Annotated in this window: 13 protein-coding genes; 4 read left to right on the forward strand and 9 right to left on the reverse strand. The window is 45.1% G+C overall.

The genetic code is table 11. The annotated features are described in order from the left end of the window. Positions 1–42 precede the first annotated feature (42 nt). Positions 43–1,806, forward strand: coding sequence for a glycoside hydrolase family 66 protein (locus V8G47_RS03660; RefSeq protein WP_336198923.1), 1,764 nt, complete (start codon positions 43–45; stop codon positions 1,804–1,806). Between the two features lie 52 nt (positions 1,807–1,858). Here V8G47_RS03660 and helD read toward each other — a convergent pair whose 3' ends face one another. From helD to V8G47_RS03685, 5 genes are all read right to left on the reverse strand, one after another. Next, positions 1,859–4,126 (reverse strand): RNA polymerase recycling motor HelD, encoded by a 2,268-nt coding sequence (helD, locus tag V8G47_RS03665; RefSeq protein ID WP_336198924.1) that lies wholly within the window; start codon positions 4,124–4,126, stop codon positions 1,859–1,861. A gap of 321 nt (positions 4,127–4,447) precedes the next feature. Next, entirely contained in the window at positions 4,448–5,629 is a 1,182-nt protein-coding gene (locus V8G47_RS03670; protein ID WP_336198925.1) for a HAMP domain-containing sensor histidine kinase, read from the reverse strand. A gap of 220 nt (positions 5,630–5,849) precedes the next feature. Then, positions 5,850–6,782, reverse strand: a complete 933-nt coding sequence (locus V8G47_RS03675; RefSeq protein WP_336198926.1) for an ATP-grasp domain-containing protein — start codon at positions 6,780–6,782, stop codon at positions 5,850–5,852. A gap of 97 nt (positions 6,783–6,879) precedes the next feature. After that, a complete protein-coding gene (locus V8G47_RS03680) occupies positions 6,880–7,155 on the reverse strand; it encodes an MscL family protein (protein ID WP_336198927.1) in 276 nt (91 codons plus the stop codon). 199 nt (positions 7,156–7,354) lie between these two features. Next, the gene (locus V8G47_RS03685; protein WP_336198928.1) at positions 7,355–8,314 is read right to left on the reverse strand and encodes a LacI family DNA-binding transcriptional regulator; all 960 of its coding nucleotides are present in this window, start codon (positions 8,312–8,314) and stop codon (positions 7,355–7,357) included. Between the two features lie 149 nt (positions 8,315–8,463). On the opposite strand from V8G47_RS03685, the gene V8G47_RS03690 reads away from it, so the two are divergent. Both V8G47_RS03690 and V8G47_RS03695 read left to right on the forward strand, forming a co-directional pair. Further along, entirely contained in the window at positions 8,464–8,604 is a 141-nt protein-coding gene (locus tag V8G47_RS03690) for a hypothetical protein (RefSeq protein WP_336198929.1), read from the forward strand. Between the two features lie 780 nt (positions 8,605–9,384). Next, the gene (locus V8G47_RS03695) at positions 9,385–10,002 is read left to right on the forward strand and encodes a nitroreductase family protein (protein ID WP_197035346.1); all 618 of its coding nucleotides are present in this window, start codon (positions 9,385–9,387) and stop codon (positions 10,000–10,002) included. Positions 10,003–10,052: 50 nt separating this feature from the next. Here V8G47_RS03695 and cydC read toward each other — a convergent pair whose 3' ends face one another. From cydC to V8G47_RS03710, 3 genes are all read right to left on the reverse strand, one after another. Then, positions 10,053–11,771, reverse strand: coding sequence for a thiol reductant ABC exporter subunit CydC (cydC, locus tag V8G47_RS03700; RefSeq protein ID WP_336198930.1), 1,719 nt, complete (start codon positions 11,769–11,771; stop codon positions 10,053–10,055). Next, a complete protein-coding gene (cydD, locus tag V8G47_RS03705) occupies positions 11,772–13,502 on the reverse strand; it encodes a thiol reductant ABC exporter subunit CydD (protein WP_336198931.1) in 1,731 nt (576 codons plus the stop codon). A gap of 211 nt (positions 13,503–13,713) precedes the next feature. Beyond that, a complete protein-coding gene (locus tag V8G47_RS03710; RefSeq protein WP_336198932.1) occupies positions 13,714–15,357 on the reverse strand; it encodes a M20/M25/M40 family metallo-hydrolase in 1,644 nt (547 codons plus the stop codon). A 240-nt stretch (positions 15,358–15,597) separates the two neighbouring features. Here V8G47_RS03710 and V8G47_RS03715 point away from each other — a divergent pair, with 240 nt between their 5' ends. Further along, positions 15,598–16,899 (forward strand): NCS2 family permease, encoded by a 1,302-nt coding sequence (locus V8G47_RS03715; protein WP_336198933.1) that lies wholly within the window; start codon positions 15,598–15,600, stop codon positions 16,897–16,899. A 59-nt stretch (positions 16,900–16,958) separates the two neighbouring features. On the opposite strand, the gene V8G47_RS03720 is transcribed toward V8G47_RS03715, so the two are convergent. Continuing rightward, the gene (locus tag V8G47_RS03720) at positions 16,959–17,504 is read right to left on the reverse strand and encodes a histidine phosphatase family protein (protein WP_336198971.1); all 546 of its coding nucleotides are present in this window, start codon (positions 17,502–17,504) and stop codon (positions 16,959–16,961) included. Positions 17,505–17,619 lie beyond the last annotated feature (115 nt).

Genomic DNA, 17,619 nt, shown 5'->3' on the forward strand with positions numbered 1-17,619 from the left:
TGATTGGTCCCTTGTTTTTACAGTAAAGAAGGTGAAATGATCATGCCCATCTACAAGAACAAGCGCATCATCCCCTTGCTTGCCTGCATGTTGTGCTTAGGTATTATCCTTTACTTGAAGGGTCAATCACCTGAACACAAGGACCATTCTGAACCCGTCATCTCAAGGGTGCAGACCGATAAAGCACGCTATGATCCCGGCGACGAAGTGAATCTGACCCTTCACACAAATATCAAGACAGGCAAACTGAACATTGCTTATTATCATCTGGATGAAAAAATAGAAGAACAAACCATCACCATTCATAAAGAGGGTAAACAGTCCTGGACCTGGTCACCCCCAAATGTTGACTATCAAGGATATCTCGTAAAAGTCACCATGGAATCTGAGAATAAGGTCACCTCAGAAACGATTGCCGTCGACGTTTCGAGTGATTGGGGCAAGTTCCCCCGCTACGGATTTCTTTCAAAATTTGATACAGAAAATGAATCTGACATGAAAGATGTGATTAGCCGCCTGAACCGCTATCACATCAACGGGATTCAGTTCTATGATTGGCATTATGAGCACCAGGATCCCATTAAACAAACAGACGGAAGACCTGATGAACACTGGGAGGATATAAGTAATCGGCCGATCGACCTCAACACAATCGGCACCTATATTTCCCTCTCCCATAAGCGGAATATGAGCGCCATGGCCTACAACCTCCTCTATGGTTCCTTTGAGGATAGAGGGCTGCCAAAAGAATGGCATTTGTTTAAAGATCAAGAGCAGCAAGTGAAGGACCTTCATCCCCTGCCGGAAGACTGGAAGAGTGATGTGGAAATTATGAATCCCACCAATCCATGGTGGCAGGATTACTTGATTGAGAAGCAGCATGAAGTATATCAGACCCTCCAGTTTGATGGGTGGCATATCGATCAGCTCGGTGACCGGGGAGAGTTGTTCAATGAATGGGGGGATCCCATTTCCTTAGAAAATAGCTTTGAGCCCTTTTTGAATAAAATCCAGGACCGAATCCCGGACAAGGAGATCGTCATGAATGCGGTCAATCAATACGGACAGGAATCCATAAACAAATCTCCTGTCTCCTTCCTTTATACAGAGGTGTGGGATCCAAATACTACGTACAATGATATTGTAAGGGTCTTGGATGACAATCACCATCTATCTCAAGGCAATAAAAATACAGTCCTTGCCGGTTATATGAACTATGAGCATTCAGGTGAGGAAGGAATATTCAATGAAGCGGGCATCCTGCTTGCCAATAGCGTGATCTTTGCAAACGGAGGTGCACACCTGGAATTGGGTGAACACATGTTATCGAAGGAATATTTCCCTCATGACTCATTAATCATGGCTGAATCACTACAACAAAAGCTCATTGACTATTATGATTTTTTAACAGCCTATGAAAATATCCTTCGTGATGACATAAGTAGGTCTGAGGTGCAGATAGAATCTGCTGATGGCATCCCCCTCAGCCCCACAGCCGTAAAGGGATCACTCTGGTACACAGCTAAAGAAAAAGGAAAGAAACAAATGATCCATCTTATCAATCTATTGGATGCCGATTCCATAGACTGGCGGGATACCTTTGCCACACAGCCGAATCCAATAGAACGAAAACAGATCGGAATCAAAATGGAAACAAACCGGGAAGTCAAAAAGGTTTGGTGCTCCTCCCCCGATATAGCCGGCGGAGCACCGCAAACCCTGCCCCATGATCAAAATGGCCAATCCCTTTCCTTCACCCTGCCCTCCATCACCTACTGGGACATGGTCGTGATTCAATACAAATAAATCAAAAGAAGGTCCGTCCCTCTCCATTGAGGGACGGACCTTCTTTTGTATTCTACTGTCCTATAAACTGATGTCTTCCTTTTCCTATAAACGCCAGCTTATGAAGGGGTCGTGTCATGGCAACGTACTGCAGCTTGATGTCGAGTTCGTTTTCAGGGTTGAATGATTCTTCCACCGCAGCGATGATCACGACGTCAAACTCGAGTCCTTTTGACAGATAAGATGGCACGACGACAATCTGATCTTTCGGGATCGATTCCTGTTCTTCCAACAGCTTTACCTTCCCGGGCTGCCTTTCTTGAAGGATTTCGCTGATTCTCACACAGTCCTTCATGCTTTTTCCGATAACGGCGAAGGTTTGGAATCCTTCTTTCCGTCCTGAATCCACTTTCTTCTCGATGAAGGAAGCGAGTTCATCCACTTCCACATACTCATCAAAGCTCGGAGAATCTCCGTGTCGCACCACCGGATTCACTTTAGGAAAATCATAGGGCAGGAGACTAAGCAGTTTATTCGCTTCCTCCATGATTTCAATCGTCGTACGGTAGCTTTTTTGAAGCTCCGTGTACGTCGCCCTCGGAAAGATATCCCGATAGACCGGTTCCCAGGACTGCAGGCCCCGGTATGAGTGGATCCCTTGAGCGAGATCCCCGACCAGTGTGAACATGTCGGTCTCAAGTGCCCTCTTCAATGAATAGAGCTGCATATAACTATAATCCTGCGCTTCATCTATGACGATGTTTTTTGCTTTGTGGAATTTATCGATTCCGAACAAATGGGATTGCAAGTATAGGAGAATGGCCAGGTCCTCTACTTCATACTGCTTTCTCTTAGCATATTTCAACGTGTACTGACATAGCAGTTCCGCCTGTCTCCCGCTGAGCTCCCCCTTCGAGTAGGAAGCAAGGCGAACGGGATCCGAGAACAACTCAATGAAATATTGATGCAGATTCTTCTTTTCAAACTGCTTCATGTATCCATTGACACTTGTACGTATTGCTTTCTTGATCTCGTCCACACGCTCGAGTTTCTTATCCAATGCTTTGGAGACATATTCCTTTCGGTTACCTGCCTTGGAACGTTCAAAGAGTGCGGTTTCGATCCGCTCATCAAAGAATTTCTCAACCTTCTCAACCATTTGCTTCTTGTTCGAGCGGACATAGCTTTGAAGGAGTGACTTCAGCTTTTCCATCCGGCGATAGATTGGCATATACGTATATTCCTCTTTGAAAAGATGAGTGAACCTTTTGGCGGTGTAGAGCTTGTATTTATCCACATAGAAGTCCTTTGATGTATAAAAGCGCTGTTCGACTTCTTCTATATAATGCTCGAGAATTCTCCTGAATGCTTTAGACCCTTTGAATCCTGATATCCATGATGTGGTCTCTACCTTTTCATCATGGGTCTCGATCAGCTGAATGAGCTTGTTATCTTCTACAATCGTAAGCTTCTTCTCTAAGCAGGTCATGACATAATCCGTGAATGTCGTTTGCCTTACCCGTTCCACCCCAAGTTCCGGCAACGCTTCTGAAATATAGTCGATGAACAAATTACTCGGGGCAAGGATCATCAGTTGTCTCGGATCAAAATGCTGTTTATAGTTATAAATAAAATAAGAAATCCGGTGAAGGGCAATGGTTGTTTTCCCACTTCCCGCCGCACCCTGTACAATGATCGGCTTGTTCAAGTCGGCCCGGATGATCCGGTTCTGTTCCTCCTGGATGGTGGAAATGATTTCAGTCAAACGGTTACTGGAGCTTTTGGCTAATGAATCCTGAAGCAGTTCATCCGTGGTGGTTAAGTCAATATCGCGAATTTCTTCCAGGAGTCCATCCTCGATCATATATTGCCGCTTCAGGGACAAATCTCCTTCGTACGTTTCACCCTCAGCCTCATATGAGACATCGCCGATCCTTCCTTCGTAGTACAGGTTGGCAATGGGGGATCTCCAGTCGACGATGATTTGCTCCTGATTTTCTCGCTGATACAAGGAGGTCTTCCCGATATAATGCTTCTCCACCTTGCCTGACCCCTCATGTTGAAAATCGATCCGTGCAAAGTATGGTTTCGTCTTTGCTTTTGTAAGGGACTCTAATTCTTCTTTGGACATCTCAAAGAAGCTTGAGTTCGTCAAGATATCGATGTAGGCGGCACTCGACTCTCCCCAATCAATATCTCCAAAAGCTTTTTCCATGTTTTCCTTATACTTTTCCTTACTCGTCAGGGATGTGCTGATGACTACGTCAATATAGCGCTTTGTAAACTCTAATCGTTCTGATTCAATTGAAAAATCGGGATGAATAGTCGATTCCTTCGTCATACATTTCTCCTTCCAAATGTTTTAGCCGCAATGGAGAAAAAACGTCTTGCCACTTTCACCAAGGTAACGACTCTTGGTGGGGAAAACGTTAATAACGAAAAGCGGAGGGGGCTCGATCAGGCCCGACAAGCATAAGATGAGTCTGGCGGGAAGGCGCTTTTTGCCTTCTTGAGAGACTCATCTTATGACCTCGAGGCCCTAGCCGCCGGAGCTAGACATTAATAAGACATATCGAAATCTGTAAAAATTATGTAGGCGTTTGGGAGCAGAAATATATGTTATCAGATAATTCAGGAATAAACAAGTAGAAAAACCCCTCACCTAAACAGATGAAGGGTCCTTCACTTGATCCACAGGGAACACTATTTGAAAACTGGTGCCCTTACCCACTCGACTCTCCACGGTAATGACACCCCTCATGGCTTCAATGATCCGGTAAGAAACCATCAGTCCGAGGCCCGTTCCCTTTTCCTTCGTAGAGAAATAAGGTTCGCCGAGTCTCGCTTGTTGATCCGTGGTCATTCCGACGCCGGTGTCAGTGATGGAAATGCTCACGGTCCCTTTTTGGACCTTCGTAAGAATTGTGAGTGTGCCTCCATTAGGCATGGATTCGATGGCGTTTTTAATGATGTTGAGAAATGCCTGTTGGAAACTGCGGGTGTTCCCTACGATGGAAGCATCCTCAATCTGTTTATGTACGAGCACCGATTGTTGATTACTCAAGGGCTCAACCATATCGCCGAGCTTATTGAGCTGCTCCGAAATGGAGATGTTCTCCACTTGATCCGGATCCGGTTTGGCAAACGTGAGATAATCGTTGATGATTTCTTCTGCCCGGTTCAGTTCGGATGATGCGATCGTTAGATATTGTTCCCTTTTCCCTACAGGAAGATTTTCCTGATCGAGCAGCCTCAGGAAACCCTTGATCACCGTCAAAGGATTTTTCACCTCATGAGAAATGCTGGCGGCCAGCTGCGCGAGTACTTCCATCTTTTCTATTTTCACGAGTGCTTGTTTGATTTGAATCTGTTTCAGTAACGTTTCACATATATATGTCAGGATCAGCATGCCCAGAGAAGGGAGAAAAATAAAATTGATCAGATAGCTTTCTTCGATCACAAACACAGTCATTGCCTTCGCAATAAGAGCGGCTACGATGGAATGAATCGTAAAAAGCACCACTGAGAATATGATCTTCTTCCTGCTTGATAACCGGTTAAAATTGAACCATTTCATCCCGATGATCGTCAAGAGGTAGATCACGGCATAAATCACGAATGCCACTATACTCCAACTGTAGATCATCGTCCTCGATACCAATAAAACAGCGAGCAGTGCAAGACCTGTAAATGGACCACCATACAGAATACCGAGAACAAATGGGATCATCCTAAGATCGTGGACACAGTATGGGTTATTGTATATGGGGGAAAGCATGCACAGGATAATGGCGATGCTTAAAGAAACAAGGGTTGCGAACCTTGTATACCAACCGTGTATCATCTTTTTTTCAACAAGGAAAAAAATTAAAAAAATACTCAAAATGATATAAAAGAAATTATTAATGACATCCTGATTAAAAATAATCATCCTGACCCTTTGACCTTTCACAGAAATTATCTTCTTATAAAAATTCTACCATACTAATCCCTCTATCGTTACAATTATATATGTAGATTTACATAAGAGAACTCTCCTGTACACCTACAGGAGAGTCATCACCTTACACCGTTTTCAATTGTTCACCAAGATATTTTGCCAGCTCGAGCATTCCGTATTGCCCGGACTTCGACTCGGCCTCTTTATTGTAATTCGTATTTGTGTTCACATCATACGTGTAGATGTTGCCTTCTTTGTCCTGGATAAATTCAATCCCGGCAATATCGATTTGATTCGCATGCAAAAACGCTTCATATGATGTCAGGATCTCATGTGAAAAGTTCTCCCTGATCTGAAACTTAGGCTTGCCTTCCTGTTCCCCTACAGGACAGAATAGATCATCCACCTGGCATACGTCAGCAGGACATAATTCGAATCCTTCCGATGTATCCACCTTCACTGCATACATGAACTTACCACCTATGAACTCACAGCGTGTAATCGATGCATCGGGTGCTTCGATATACTCCTGTATGAGTGTCGTGCCGTCTAACGGCTCTTCAAAGTCGTCACTGTACACATAATTCTTCAGTGCTTCCACAGAATGGAACAACTGAACTCCCAAACCTTTTCCTGCACGATTATGCTTCGTGATGAAGGATGGTTTACCAAGCTTTTCACAAGCTTCGATTATTTGTTCTTTCCCAACGGCTGCAATGGTTTCCGGTGTCTTGATGCCGGCAGCATTCAAGGCTGTATACTGATTCACTTTACTTACTTCCAAGCGAAGGGCACGGCTTCCATTCAGGACTTTTCTTTCGTTTCGCTCTAACCAGGATAGAACGCTCTCTGTCAATTCCGGTGCAAAACGATGATCTCGCGTATGTGACGACGCACTGATTCGATTATAGAAAATACCTTCCGGCGGCTTTGATGATAATTCGACGAGTCCACGGTCAAGGAACCATTCCTCATAAGGCAATTGGAGCTCATCAAGCCTGGCCGTTAAATGATTGGTCCATTCACTGTTTTCATGAATGATATGAATTTTTTTCATGATCATTACCCCATTTGTTCGTATGATTTTAAAAATACAGTCTTATAACACAAAGTAATCCTACTATAAAAGTAGGATTTAGGCAATGATCATGAATTCACTTCGACTTACGATCCGTCCTCATTTGAATTTTCATTCCGCTTTTCGTCAGGAGATCACGGGCTTTGACCGGTACCTCTATGCGGGCACTCCTAAAGTCGTCCTTCAAGATGTCTCTGATTTCCTGCAGGACTTCAAGGTTGTTCGTCCGATGCACCTTGGAAGCCTGATCACTGGCAGTTAAACGATTGACCAGTTTAACCATTAGAAAAATACTCGTGGCAATCAGAAGAAGGTCAACCAATGAGCCCAGGAACTTCCCCAATCCAATCACTCCTGTCTTATCTGAAGATGCTTCACTACTTTAAGATATGGGGAAAAGGAGCGTGTTATGAAGGCTAATTCCTTAAAAAAGATATTTTCCTATGATGGCAATCAATACAATACATGCGACAACTCCCATCAGGATGACGAGCATTTTTTCTTCCTTGTTCCCCTGCATGGTTTTCCCTCCCTCTGGTGAGTAGCATACCTTACACGGTTCCACGTTCAAACAATTTTGTGTTCAATATGACCGGATCCGGATGTTCCGTTTCAAGAAAGAGTTTAAACGCTTCTTCCCCCACTTTTCTTATCGGTACTTCAAATGATGTGATATCCAGGGCATCGGCAAGGGGATGGTTATCAAAGCTCAGGATAGCCAGGTCGTCTGGAATCCTGATTGATCTTTTTCCCGCCTCTGCCACCATTCCCGCAGATACTTGATCGCTCGTAACGATAAGGGCGGAGGGCTTTTCTTCCATCTGGTCCCATGCACTCAACACATCCCGCCCGTCCTGAAGATCGTAGCAGTCATTGAATATCCACTCTTCACGCACGGGATGGCCGGCAGCCTCTGCACTGTCGAAGAATCCCCGGATCCGCTCTTCGCTATTCGTCCCAAATGTCCTGTGCAAACACAACCCGATTCGCGAGTGCCCTTTAGAATAAAGATACTGGAGCCCACTGCGAATCCCCTGATAATGATCAATGAATACCTTTTTATATGTGGGGTCGTACACATTTTCACAAAAAACCACATTGGGACAGATAAATGAAGCAAGAGCATCCAAAGAATTAGAGCGTGACGTCAGGATCAATCCATCCACTTCCTTCATCTGTAGTCGGTGAAAGGCATCAAGCTCAGCCCCCCTGTCATAATCCGTCTGAAAAAGCTGAAGGTGATAACCATGTTTTAACGCTTCCCCTGCTATCCCTTGAAGAATCTCCCCGAAGTAAGGAAGATTCAAATAGGGTAGAATCACTCCGATGCTATAGGTCTTCCCTTTTGATAAATGGACGGCATTCGCGTTCTTTATATAATTCAACTGTTCCACAGCATCGAGGACCTTTCGGCGCTTCTCTTCTTTCACATAAGGATGATCATTCAATACCCTCGAAACCGTCGACACCGAAACTCCTGCAAGCTTCGCTATACTTCTAATATTTGTCATACCCATACCCCTCAAGACCATATTTCATTCAAAAAATTTCTCTACAAAAACAACGCTTGCTCTGAAACGCGTTTCACACTTTAAAGTAAAATCATGCAAGGAATATCAATGCTCTTTCATTCCAATTAACATGATAAGGAGGCTATACTATGCTCGGCATTTTATCCTTACCCATTCTCTGTGCCATCATCATCGGCGGAAGTTACGCTGCATTAAAGCCCATCCATTTCCACACTTCCTACGATCATGATGATCCCTTTGAGTACATCTACAACTCTAAGCTTCTTTAAATCGTATGAGGATTGAACATAACTGTATCCATTTTCTCTAAAGACAAAAAATTAGTTAGGATCACTTGTTACACCGCTATTGATTTCCGTGCAAGACTTCGCTTTCCTCGGGCGAAAGGCAAGCCTCCTCACAGCTTTCGCTCCTGCGGGGTCTTACCTATTCCGCTTTTCCCGTAGGAGTCTTCGTCTTGCACTCCAATCAATAGCTAGATCCTGCTTTATACACTGAATGTGCTTTAGCAATAATTATATAAGGACCATTTCACCAGAATGTAATACATACATAGACTGCAGGTTTCGAATGTTCGCTCATTTTGTATCGGAGCAAAATGAGTCATTCACGTCAGGTTAGACAGTAATCGGTCATTGCAACTAGTGCAACTAGAGTTGGTGAACATGATGGTAAAGCAATCTCTACATTACATTGTTATAGTGAAAACTTACACTTGGAAAGTTGATTGGAGCGGAAGGTGCTCGACTCCTGCGGGAAACGCTGGACAGGTGAGACCCCACAGGCGAAGCCGAGGAGGCTCACCGCCAGCCCCGCGGAAAGCGAGCACCTGCAGCGGAAATCAACCACTACTCGCTACAATCAAAAGCAACAGTATTTACTATTCAAAACATCCACCGCGGATCGTTCTTTCACACATCCTAAAACTTCATTCCTTGACGCATACTAAAACGTCGGTTATATTGTTCGTGTTGCTTAACAACTTACAAAAAGTAAGTAACATACAATTATATACCACATTATAACATTTCTTCATACATCAAGGAGGCATACTCATGGATAATTTCTTTCAAATCGTCGACGAACGGCGCTCTACGAAAGTATACGACCCTCATGTGGAAATCCCCCGTGAGGAATTGGTCAGCCTGTTAGAGGCGGCAGGGAAAGCTCCATCTGCCTGGAATCTGCAGCAATGGAGATTCCTTGTATTTGACCAAAAAGAAGTGCAGGAACGCCTGCTTCCGATCGCCTATCATCAGCAGCAGGTACATGATGCTTCTGCTGTCGTGGCTATACTTGGTGATCTTGAAGCCAATAAGAACATCGATCCCGTCTTTGATCCTGCGATTGAGAAAGGCGAAATGACAGCGGAAATCAAAGAGGTCCTGAAGAAGCAGATCGAAGGTGCGTACAGCCGTGAGGAATACCCGCGGGACGCTGCATACAGCAATGCGTCACTCGCTGCCATGCAATTCATGCTTGCCGCGAAAGCGAAGGGCTGGGACACTTGTCCGATCGGTGGATTCAATCCGGCTGCCCTCGTTTCTGAATTTAAAGTATCCGGGCGTTATCTTCCGATCATGCTGATCACAATCGGAAAACCGCTTCAAAAAGCTCGAAAGACAGATCGACTGGACATCCGAAACTTAATTGATTGGGCAGAATGATTGCCTGTTACTAAAGCCACATCCTGAATGGGATGTGGCTTTAGTGTGAGTTAGAATAGGACACTCTTTTCAATCTGCTTCATTTCATAGAAATACCCTTTTTGACTCATAAGCACCTCATAGCTTCCTGATTCCACCACACTCCCCTGATCCATGACGATGATTTGGTCCATTTTTTCGAGACCCGTCAATCGATGACTGATCAGAACCAGCGTATCCCCGTCCGCTGCTGAATACAGATGGTCAAATATTTCTTTTTCCAACAGTGCATCAACGGAAGATGTCGGTTCGTCGAGCATCCATAATGGTGCGTCTTTCAACATGGCCCTCGCAATCGCCAACCGCTGCTTTTCCCCCCCGGAAAGATTCTCTCCTTTCTCCAATACTTCATCCTCTAAAGAAATTTGATCCAGTTTCACTTTATCCAATGCCGACTTCATTTCTTCATCTGTCAAATCATGACGCACGAGCATCAGATTTTCTTTGATTGTACCGTAAAAGAAATGGTTTTCTTGAAGAACAACATTCGCATACCCCCACAATGTCTCTTTATCGAGGTCCCTAATAGAAGCACCATTGACGAAGATCGCTCCTTCATCCGTGGGATAAAAGTGTAATAACAATTGAAGTAACGTCGACTTGCCTGACCCCGATGGTCCTACGATTGCTGTTTTCGAACCTGTGGGCAGCTCGAGACTCACCCTGTCCAATGTCTTTCTTTCCTCCCCGTCAAAGGAAAAACTCACATCCTTCATGCAAAAGGAAGGAACATCCCCTTCAAGGACCGATCCCGATGGAGGTCCGTCCCTCTCGATAGGTTGTTCGGGCATGATAGTAGAGAGTCTGGTTGCCGCCCGGCGTGAATCTTCATAGTGGGTCGGGAGGATCGCCATTGGTGTGGCGTTTTCGAATACGGTTAATGAGATCATGACAAGCATGGCAAGAAATATTCCGTCCAATTGACCCGCTGCTACTGAATAGGCCCCCAAAGCCAAGACGATCCATGAAATGAGCAGGGAAACCAGGATGTTCGTTGAATGACTAAAGAGGGAATATCGGCTCTCCCTTTCCTGTTCGGTCACATACCCTGTCGCTGCCTGGACAAGACTCGCCTCTTTATCCTCCAGTCTCCGGTAAATCTTAAGGTCCCTGAATCCATAAAGAAATTCCGTCACCTCAGTCGATAATCCCCCACGTCTTTCCCGGAGGGTCGCCTCCACTTTTCTCTGTTTAAAAGCGAAGTAGGCTGGGACGATATAGCCTGTCAACAATAGACCTCCGAGAAGAATCAGGGCAATCGACACAGAGTAAAACACAGTAAATAAAACCGTGCTTAAAAATACCATCACCAGGACCACGGGCGGATAAAAGACCCGAAGAAAGAAATTCTGCAGGCTCTCAACATCCCCAACGATTCTTGCGAGAAGGTCCCCGCTTCGATAACGCCCGAAAATTCCCGGTGCAAGCGGCTCGATTTTCTCATAGATGGAAACCCGCAAATTCGCCAAAATCGTAAACGTAGCCCGATGGGAAAAATAGCGTTCCCCATACCGGCTAAGTGCCTTCGTTAAACCAAACAATTTCAAAAGAGCAATCATGACGGTCAGGGCATAAAGCGGTACCTCCAAGGCCGCTTTGGAAATTAAATACCCACTCGAAGCAAATAGCCCCACAGAGGTAATTCCAGCCAGAAAGCCCAAAAGAATCGAATACACAATATCCTTCTTTTCCTTCATCATCAGCTTTACGATCAATTCTAATTCTTTCATCTAATGTTTCACCCCTTGCTGTACATTCACCATATCACGATAGAGAGGGTCCGATTTCATGAGCTCTTCATGAGTTCCATGCCCAGCCACTTTTCCCTTATCCAACAACAAAATCGTATCTGCTTTTCGTATCGTATGAAGGCGGTGCGCTACCGTAATGACGGTAGAACCCTTAGCCAACTCCTCCATCGACGACTGCAGGATTTGCTCGGTCCCAATATCCAGTCCGGTTGTCGGTTCATCAAACAGGATGAGGGACGGACCTTTGAGGAACGCCCTTGCAATGGCAATGCGCTGTTTCTCTCCACCGGAAAGCCCTCTCCCCGCTTCCCCGATCGGTGTATCATATCCCTTCTGAAGTCCCGCTATCATTTCAGCGATCCCCGCTTTTTCAGCAGCGGATACGATTTCTTCACGGGTGACCCCTTCCCGTCCCCCGACCGCGATATTCTCAGCTATCGTACCGGAGAATAAGTACGGATTCTGTGAAATGTAACTCAATTGATCAAACCAGTCACTTTCCACGTATTCGCTTCTTGAAACTCCATTAATGAGAAGGTCTCCCTCAGAAGGATCAAGCAGGCCAGCCAGCAGATGAAGGAGGGTCGTCTTCCCGGCTCCACTTTGACCGATGACCGCCACTTGGCTCCGTGAAGGGAAAACGGCGGTGACCCCTTGAAGGGCATAGCCTTTTTCACTGTAGGAGAACCCAAGGTTACGCAATTCGATGGTGGGAGGAATCCCATTTGAATTGAACTCCTTCTCCCCCCATTTGACCGGCTGATCCTTTTCCTGAAGCTCTTCCATGACCTTCTTTGCGGCACCCATGCTTCCACGCCCGGTATGAAACGCATTCCCCAGCTCTTTTAAAGACTGATAGAATTCCGGGGCCAGGACTAGAACGAAGAAAGCGGTAAAGAACGGGATACTCTCAAAGACTACCAATCTCAGCCCCACCTCCAGGGCGATCAGGCCGATACTCAACATGGAAATGAATTCAAGCATCAACGAAGACAAAAATGCCGTCTTCAGTACGTCCATGGTCGCTTCCCGGAAGTCCAGACTGCTCGATTTGATCCCCTCTTTCTGTTGCCTCCCCTTCCCAAGTAATTTTAAAGTAGGCAATCCTTGAAGAGTATCGAGGAATCTTCCGGAAAACGCGGTCAGCTTGTCCATCTGCTTCTCTGATTTCTTCTTGGTCATGACCCCGATGATGGCCATGAATAATGGGATGAATGGAGCCGTCACCACCATGATCAAACCTGTATACACATGCTCTGTGAAGATGGTGATCAACAGGATCAAAGGAACGATGGTCGTTTGAATCCTTTGAGGGATATACTGACTGTAAAACCCGTCCAACCCATCGACCGCATCCATCATTGTGCTGACCTTTTGTCCCGATTGGCCTTGAATGGATGCTTGAAGGGGGTTTTTTGCCCATTTCTTCAACAGCCGTTTTCTTAGATCCCCCTTCACCTTAGCGGCCATCCTGATTCCTATCCGGCCATTGACATATGAAAGGGTGGCCCTCCCAATAAGTATGAGAAGCAAAGCCCCAAGCATCGGGAGGATCTCCTGGAACTCCGACTTCTCTATGAATATTGAATTAACAATGCTTACGAGCAAATAAGCCTGTCCAACAACGACTCCCCCCATCAACAGGGAAGTCCCGTAAAGCGTCATTGTGGATCTTCTTTGCTCTTTGGCTGATTGATTAAGTTCTTTCATCGTTGCTCTCAACTCCAAAAGTTAAAAGTTAGTGAAATACTTCACAATATATATTATAGTAAACTTGTTCCTTTCATGCACCTGTTGGGATTGACCGTTTTGTGACAATTTTCTAGTGGAAATCCAGACTTTTCAATCACACCCTACCACCCGACTACATCTCATTCAATAAAAAAATAGAGAGGAAAATAACCTCTCTACTTATTCCTTATCAAATTTCCAGTAAGTCCTTCGTCACCCGCCTGATGATCTCCGGCAGGACAGAGAACGTATAAGGTTTATACACTCTTTCGGTCCATTGATGACCATCTTTCCCGTAGACTCCTATATTGATGGAGGGGATGTTCAGCTTTCTAATCATGTCGATGGGCACAGGGTACAGGTGATCGATAAGGGGCAGATTCTTCTTGAACACTTCGATATCTTCATCTTCTTCGTGGAGCGATAGAAAGCTGCCATCTGCGAGATAAGGGAAAAACCGTTTGATGACAAACTCTTCGCCTGTCTCATTTGATATATCATTCAAACAGGTTCCGAGCACCTCTCTCACCTTTTTGCCGTACTCATTTTCCTCATTCACAAAATTATGTGGTAAAAAAGGCGGAGCGAAGAACAGGATGACCCTTGGCGTCCGGTCGGGGTCAAGATGCTGGAGGGCTTCCACCATTGTATAAGCAATCGTACGTCGGTCCTCCCCTTCCAAATCATGAAAGATTTTCTTCATGACGGGGTCCGGATCTATGCCCCTTTCTTTCAGCCAGAAAATATACTCCCTTAACGTAAGGACTTCCACTTCCCATGAAAATTCCCGTTCAGGGAATCCGTGATAGTTCCGGTACTGTTCAAACTGCCTTTTGCTTCGCTCTTCCATTTCACTTACTACCTTCAAAGCGACCTTTTTCATATCGTACAGCACTTCCCGGGCCGTTCTTTCATATACAAAATAGTTGAAATACAGAGACGCGCTGAGCGGTGTCTGAACATTATACGTATGCTTATCATCTTTAAAATAGAGACATGAAGGCGGCAGGGTGAACTCCCCTGGAATATCCTCGAGATAATCAAGATTCTGATTGATTTCGAGGTTGATCTTCGAAGCGATCACGGTTGGATCAATCGATGTCAAAACATCCCCTACATGTGCTTCTCTTCCATATATATAGAAACTTGGCAGCAGCTTTCCCGCCGCTCCCGTATATATATATCGTTTACAATCCCCGTCATAAATAGGGGAAATGAAGTCTGTGTTGATTGCTGCCAAATAGTCCAAGCCTTCGTTTTTCAATCGGTGGAGATCACTTAAAGCCGCAATCATCCCGGCATGCTCACTTTCTTCATCCCCATTGAACAGGAAGAGTAAATTTCCATCCGGCTGTTTTTCACCTGTATGATATAAAAGATTTGCTATATGGACGGCGATCCCGCTCTGCATATCCAAGGAGCCCCTCCCGAACAGCCAGTTTCCTGAAAGGGCATCTTCTTTTACCTTCTCCTCCCCTTCATAATCCATGAAGAACTTCTGCAGGAAATCGGGATCATGGGCCATATCCTGGAGGGCCCCATAATCATCGGTTCCCACCGTATCGTAATGGGCATGAAATACGACGGTTTTAGAGGACGTCCCTTTTACGAGGGCAAAAACGTTCTTCCTTCCAATCGGATCATTAGGGACGTCCTGGAGCCAGACTCTTTCTGGATGATGCTGAAAATAAGGAAACGATGAGATCAACTTATATATAAATAGGGCTTTCTCACTTTCGCCGGTTGTACCGTTATAACTTTTCAGAGCGATTAAGGACCGTGTGATGAGTTCAATCTGTTCAGAAGTTGACTTGTTTTTCAGTTGAGTATACATAGTACCGCCCCTTTCTGGAAGAATATGAGCCTATGCGTGGTAAATCATCCATTGCATGGGCATTATAGAAACTGATTCCTCTATAATTGATAACATCTTATCGAAAAAGGATGGGGTTTGGAAGGGGTTTCAAGATATTTTCTTAAAAATAATTCGGTCTTTTCTATTGAAATTCGTTCTATTACCGAATATTATAGAAGTTGTGTGTTTTTAATGTTCGTTTTTATTGGAGGTTTTACGATGTTTAAATTAAAGGAAAACGGTACGGATCCTAAAACGGAAATACTTGCTGGGATCACAACGTTCCTGACGATGGTATACATAGTGGTTGTGAATCCAATCATCTTATCCGATGCGGGTGTCCCGTTTGATCAGGTATTCTTAGCAACCATCATATCTGCCGTAGCCGGAACGTTATGGATGGCATTGTTTGCAAATTATCCGATCGCCATTGCACCTGGAATGGGATTGAATGCTTATTTTACTTACTCAGTGGTCGGTGCACATGAAGATATTTCATATATCGTTGCATTTTCTGCCGTTTTCGTAGCAGGGATCGTCTTCATCCTGCTCTCTCTAACACCCTTGCGAAAAAAATTGATCGAAGCCATTCCTCAAAATCTGAAGCACGGAATTACAGCAGGAATCGGTTTATTCATTGCCTTTATCGGATTGCGTCTGACAGGATTGATCCAGGCACATCCGACAAATTTAGTACAGCTTGGGGATCTTCATTCCCATTCGGCACTTCTTGCGTTGACCGGATTGGCTGTAACCCTTATCCTCATGGTCCTGAACGTCCATGGAGCCCTGTTCATCGGGATGATCGTGACGGGATTGATTGCGTACTTTACGGGAGACCTATCCTTTAAGGAAGGATTCGTGGCCATTCCCCATCTTCCTGAAGGACTGATGGTGGCAAACCCGGTAACGGCTTTTGCTGACGTCTTCCAGTACGGACTATACGCGGTCGTCTTCTCATTTTTACTTGTCACCATCTTTGACACAACGGGAACGATGATCGGAGTGGCACAGCAGGCTGGCCTGATGAAAGGAAACACCCTTCCGAGGGCCCGGCAGGCACTTCTGGCCGATTCCATCGCGACAACGATCGGTGCGATGTTCGGGACGAGCCCGACATCCGCATATATCGAGTCTTCGGCTGGTGTTTCTGCCGGGGGAAGAACGGGATTGACAACCTTGACCGTATCGATCCTGTTTATCGCTTCCGCCTTTTTCGGACCATTGGTCAGTTCCGTGTCAGGCATATCTGCCATTACGGCTCCTGCCCTGATCATCGTGGGCAGCCTGATGATGGGAAGCATTTCCCAAATTAAATGGGATCAGCTGGATGAAGCCTTTCCTGCATTCCTCATCATCCTGAGCATGCCTTTAACATCAAGCATCGCAACGGGGATCGCACTGGGATTCATTTCATATCCCATACTGAAAGTAGTGAAAGGACAATGGAAACAGGTGCATCCACTTGTTTATGTCTTTGCTGTCCTGTTCTTCTATCAGCTGGCGTTCCTGCCTCATTGATTCAAATAGATACTCGAAAGACCGTTCACAGTGAACGGTCTTTTTTGAATGAGCTGCGATTATATTTTTGTTACACTCTTGAGATTTCTATCATGGAATGCTAAACAATATACATCCGGCATCTCAAGTTCTCTCCAGAATTCCACACCATATTTCCCATCAAAATAATTCATGATTAGGACCATAATATTTCCGTGGGTTCCAATCACCACGTTTTTACCAGTATATTCTTCCAATATTTTAAATATCCCCTCGACACCCCTCTTTTGAGCGGTAAGATTCGACTCTCCGCCTTTCAATGAAAGGGACGGATCAGCCCAAACCGATGAAATGGCTTCCTGAAAGTTTGCGACAGGCTCTGAGGATAGTGTGCGTTCTCTCATCTCTTCCACTAATGTGATCTCCTGATTGTTATGTCGGGCTATGCCTTCTACCGTTTCCACGGCTCTTTTGTAGGGACTGGAACAAATCACATCAATATTTTCCTTCTTCAACCGTTCCGCCACATTAAGAGCATCCCTTCTTCCCTTTTCAGACAGGGGCCTCGTTAACTCTTCCGGTGTATAAATCGAGTGGGCATGCCTGACCAGATATAATTTAGTCACGGTCATATCCGTTCACTCCTTTCTCTTATCCATCAATAAATAGGGCCGCCCTGTTTGAACAGCCCCTGACTATTTGATATGTACTGCATAGAAACCATTTTCATCCAAAATGACC

Source organism: Rossellomorea sp. LJF3, from assembly GCF_037046045.1.
In the GTDB taxonomy this organism is placed as follows: domain Bacteria; phylum Bacillota; class Bacilli; order Bacillales; family Bacillaceae_B; genus Rossellomorea.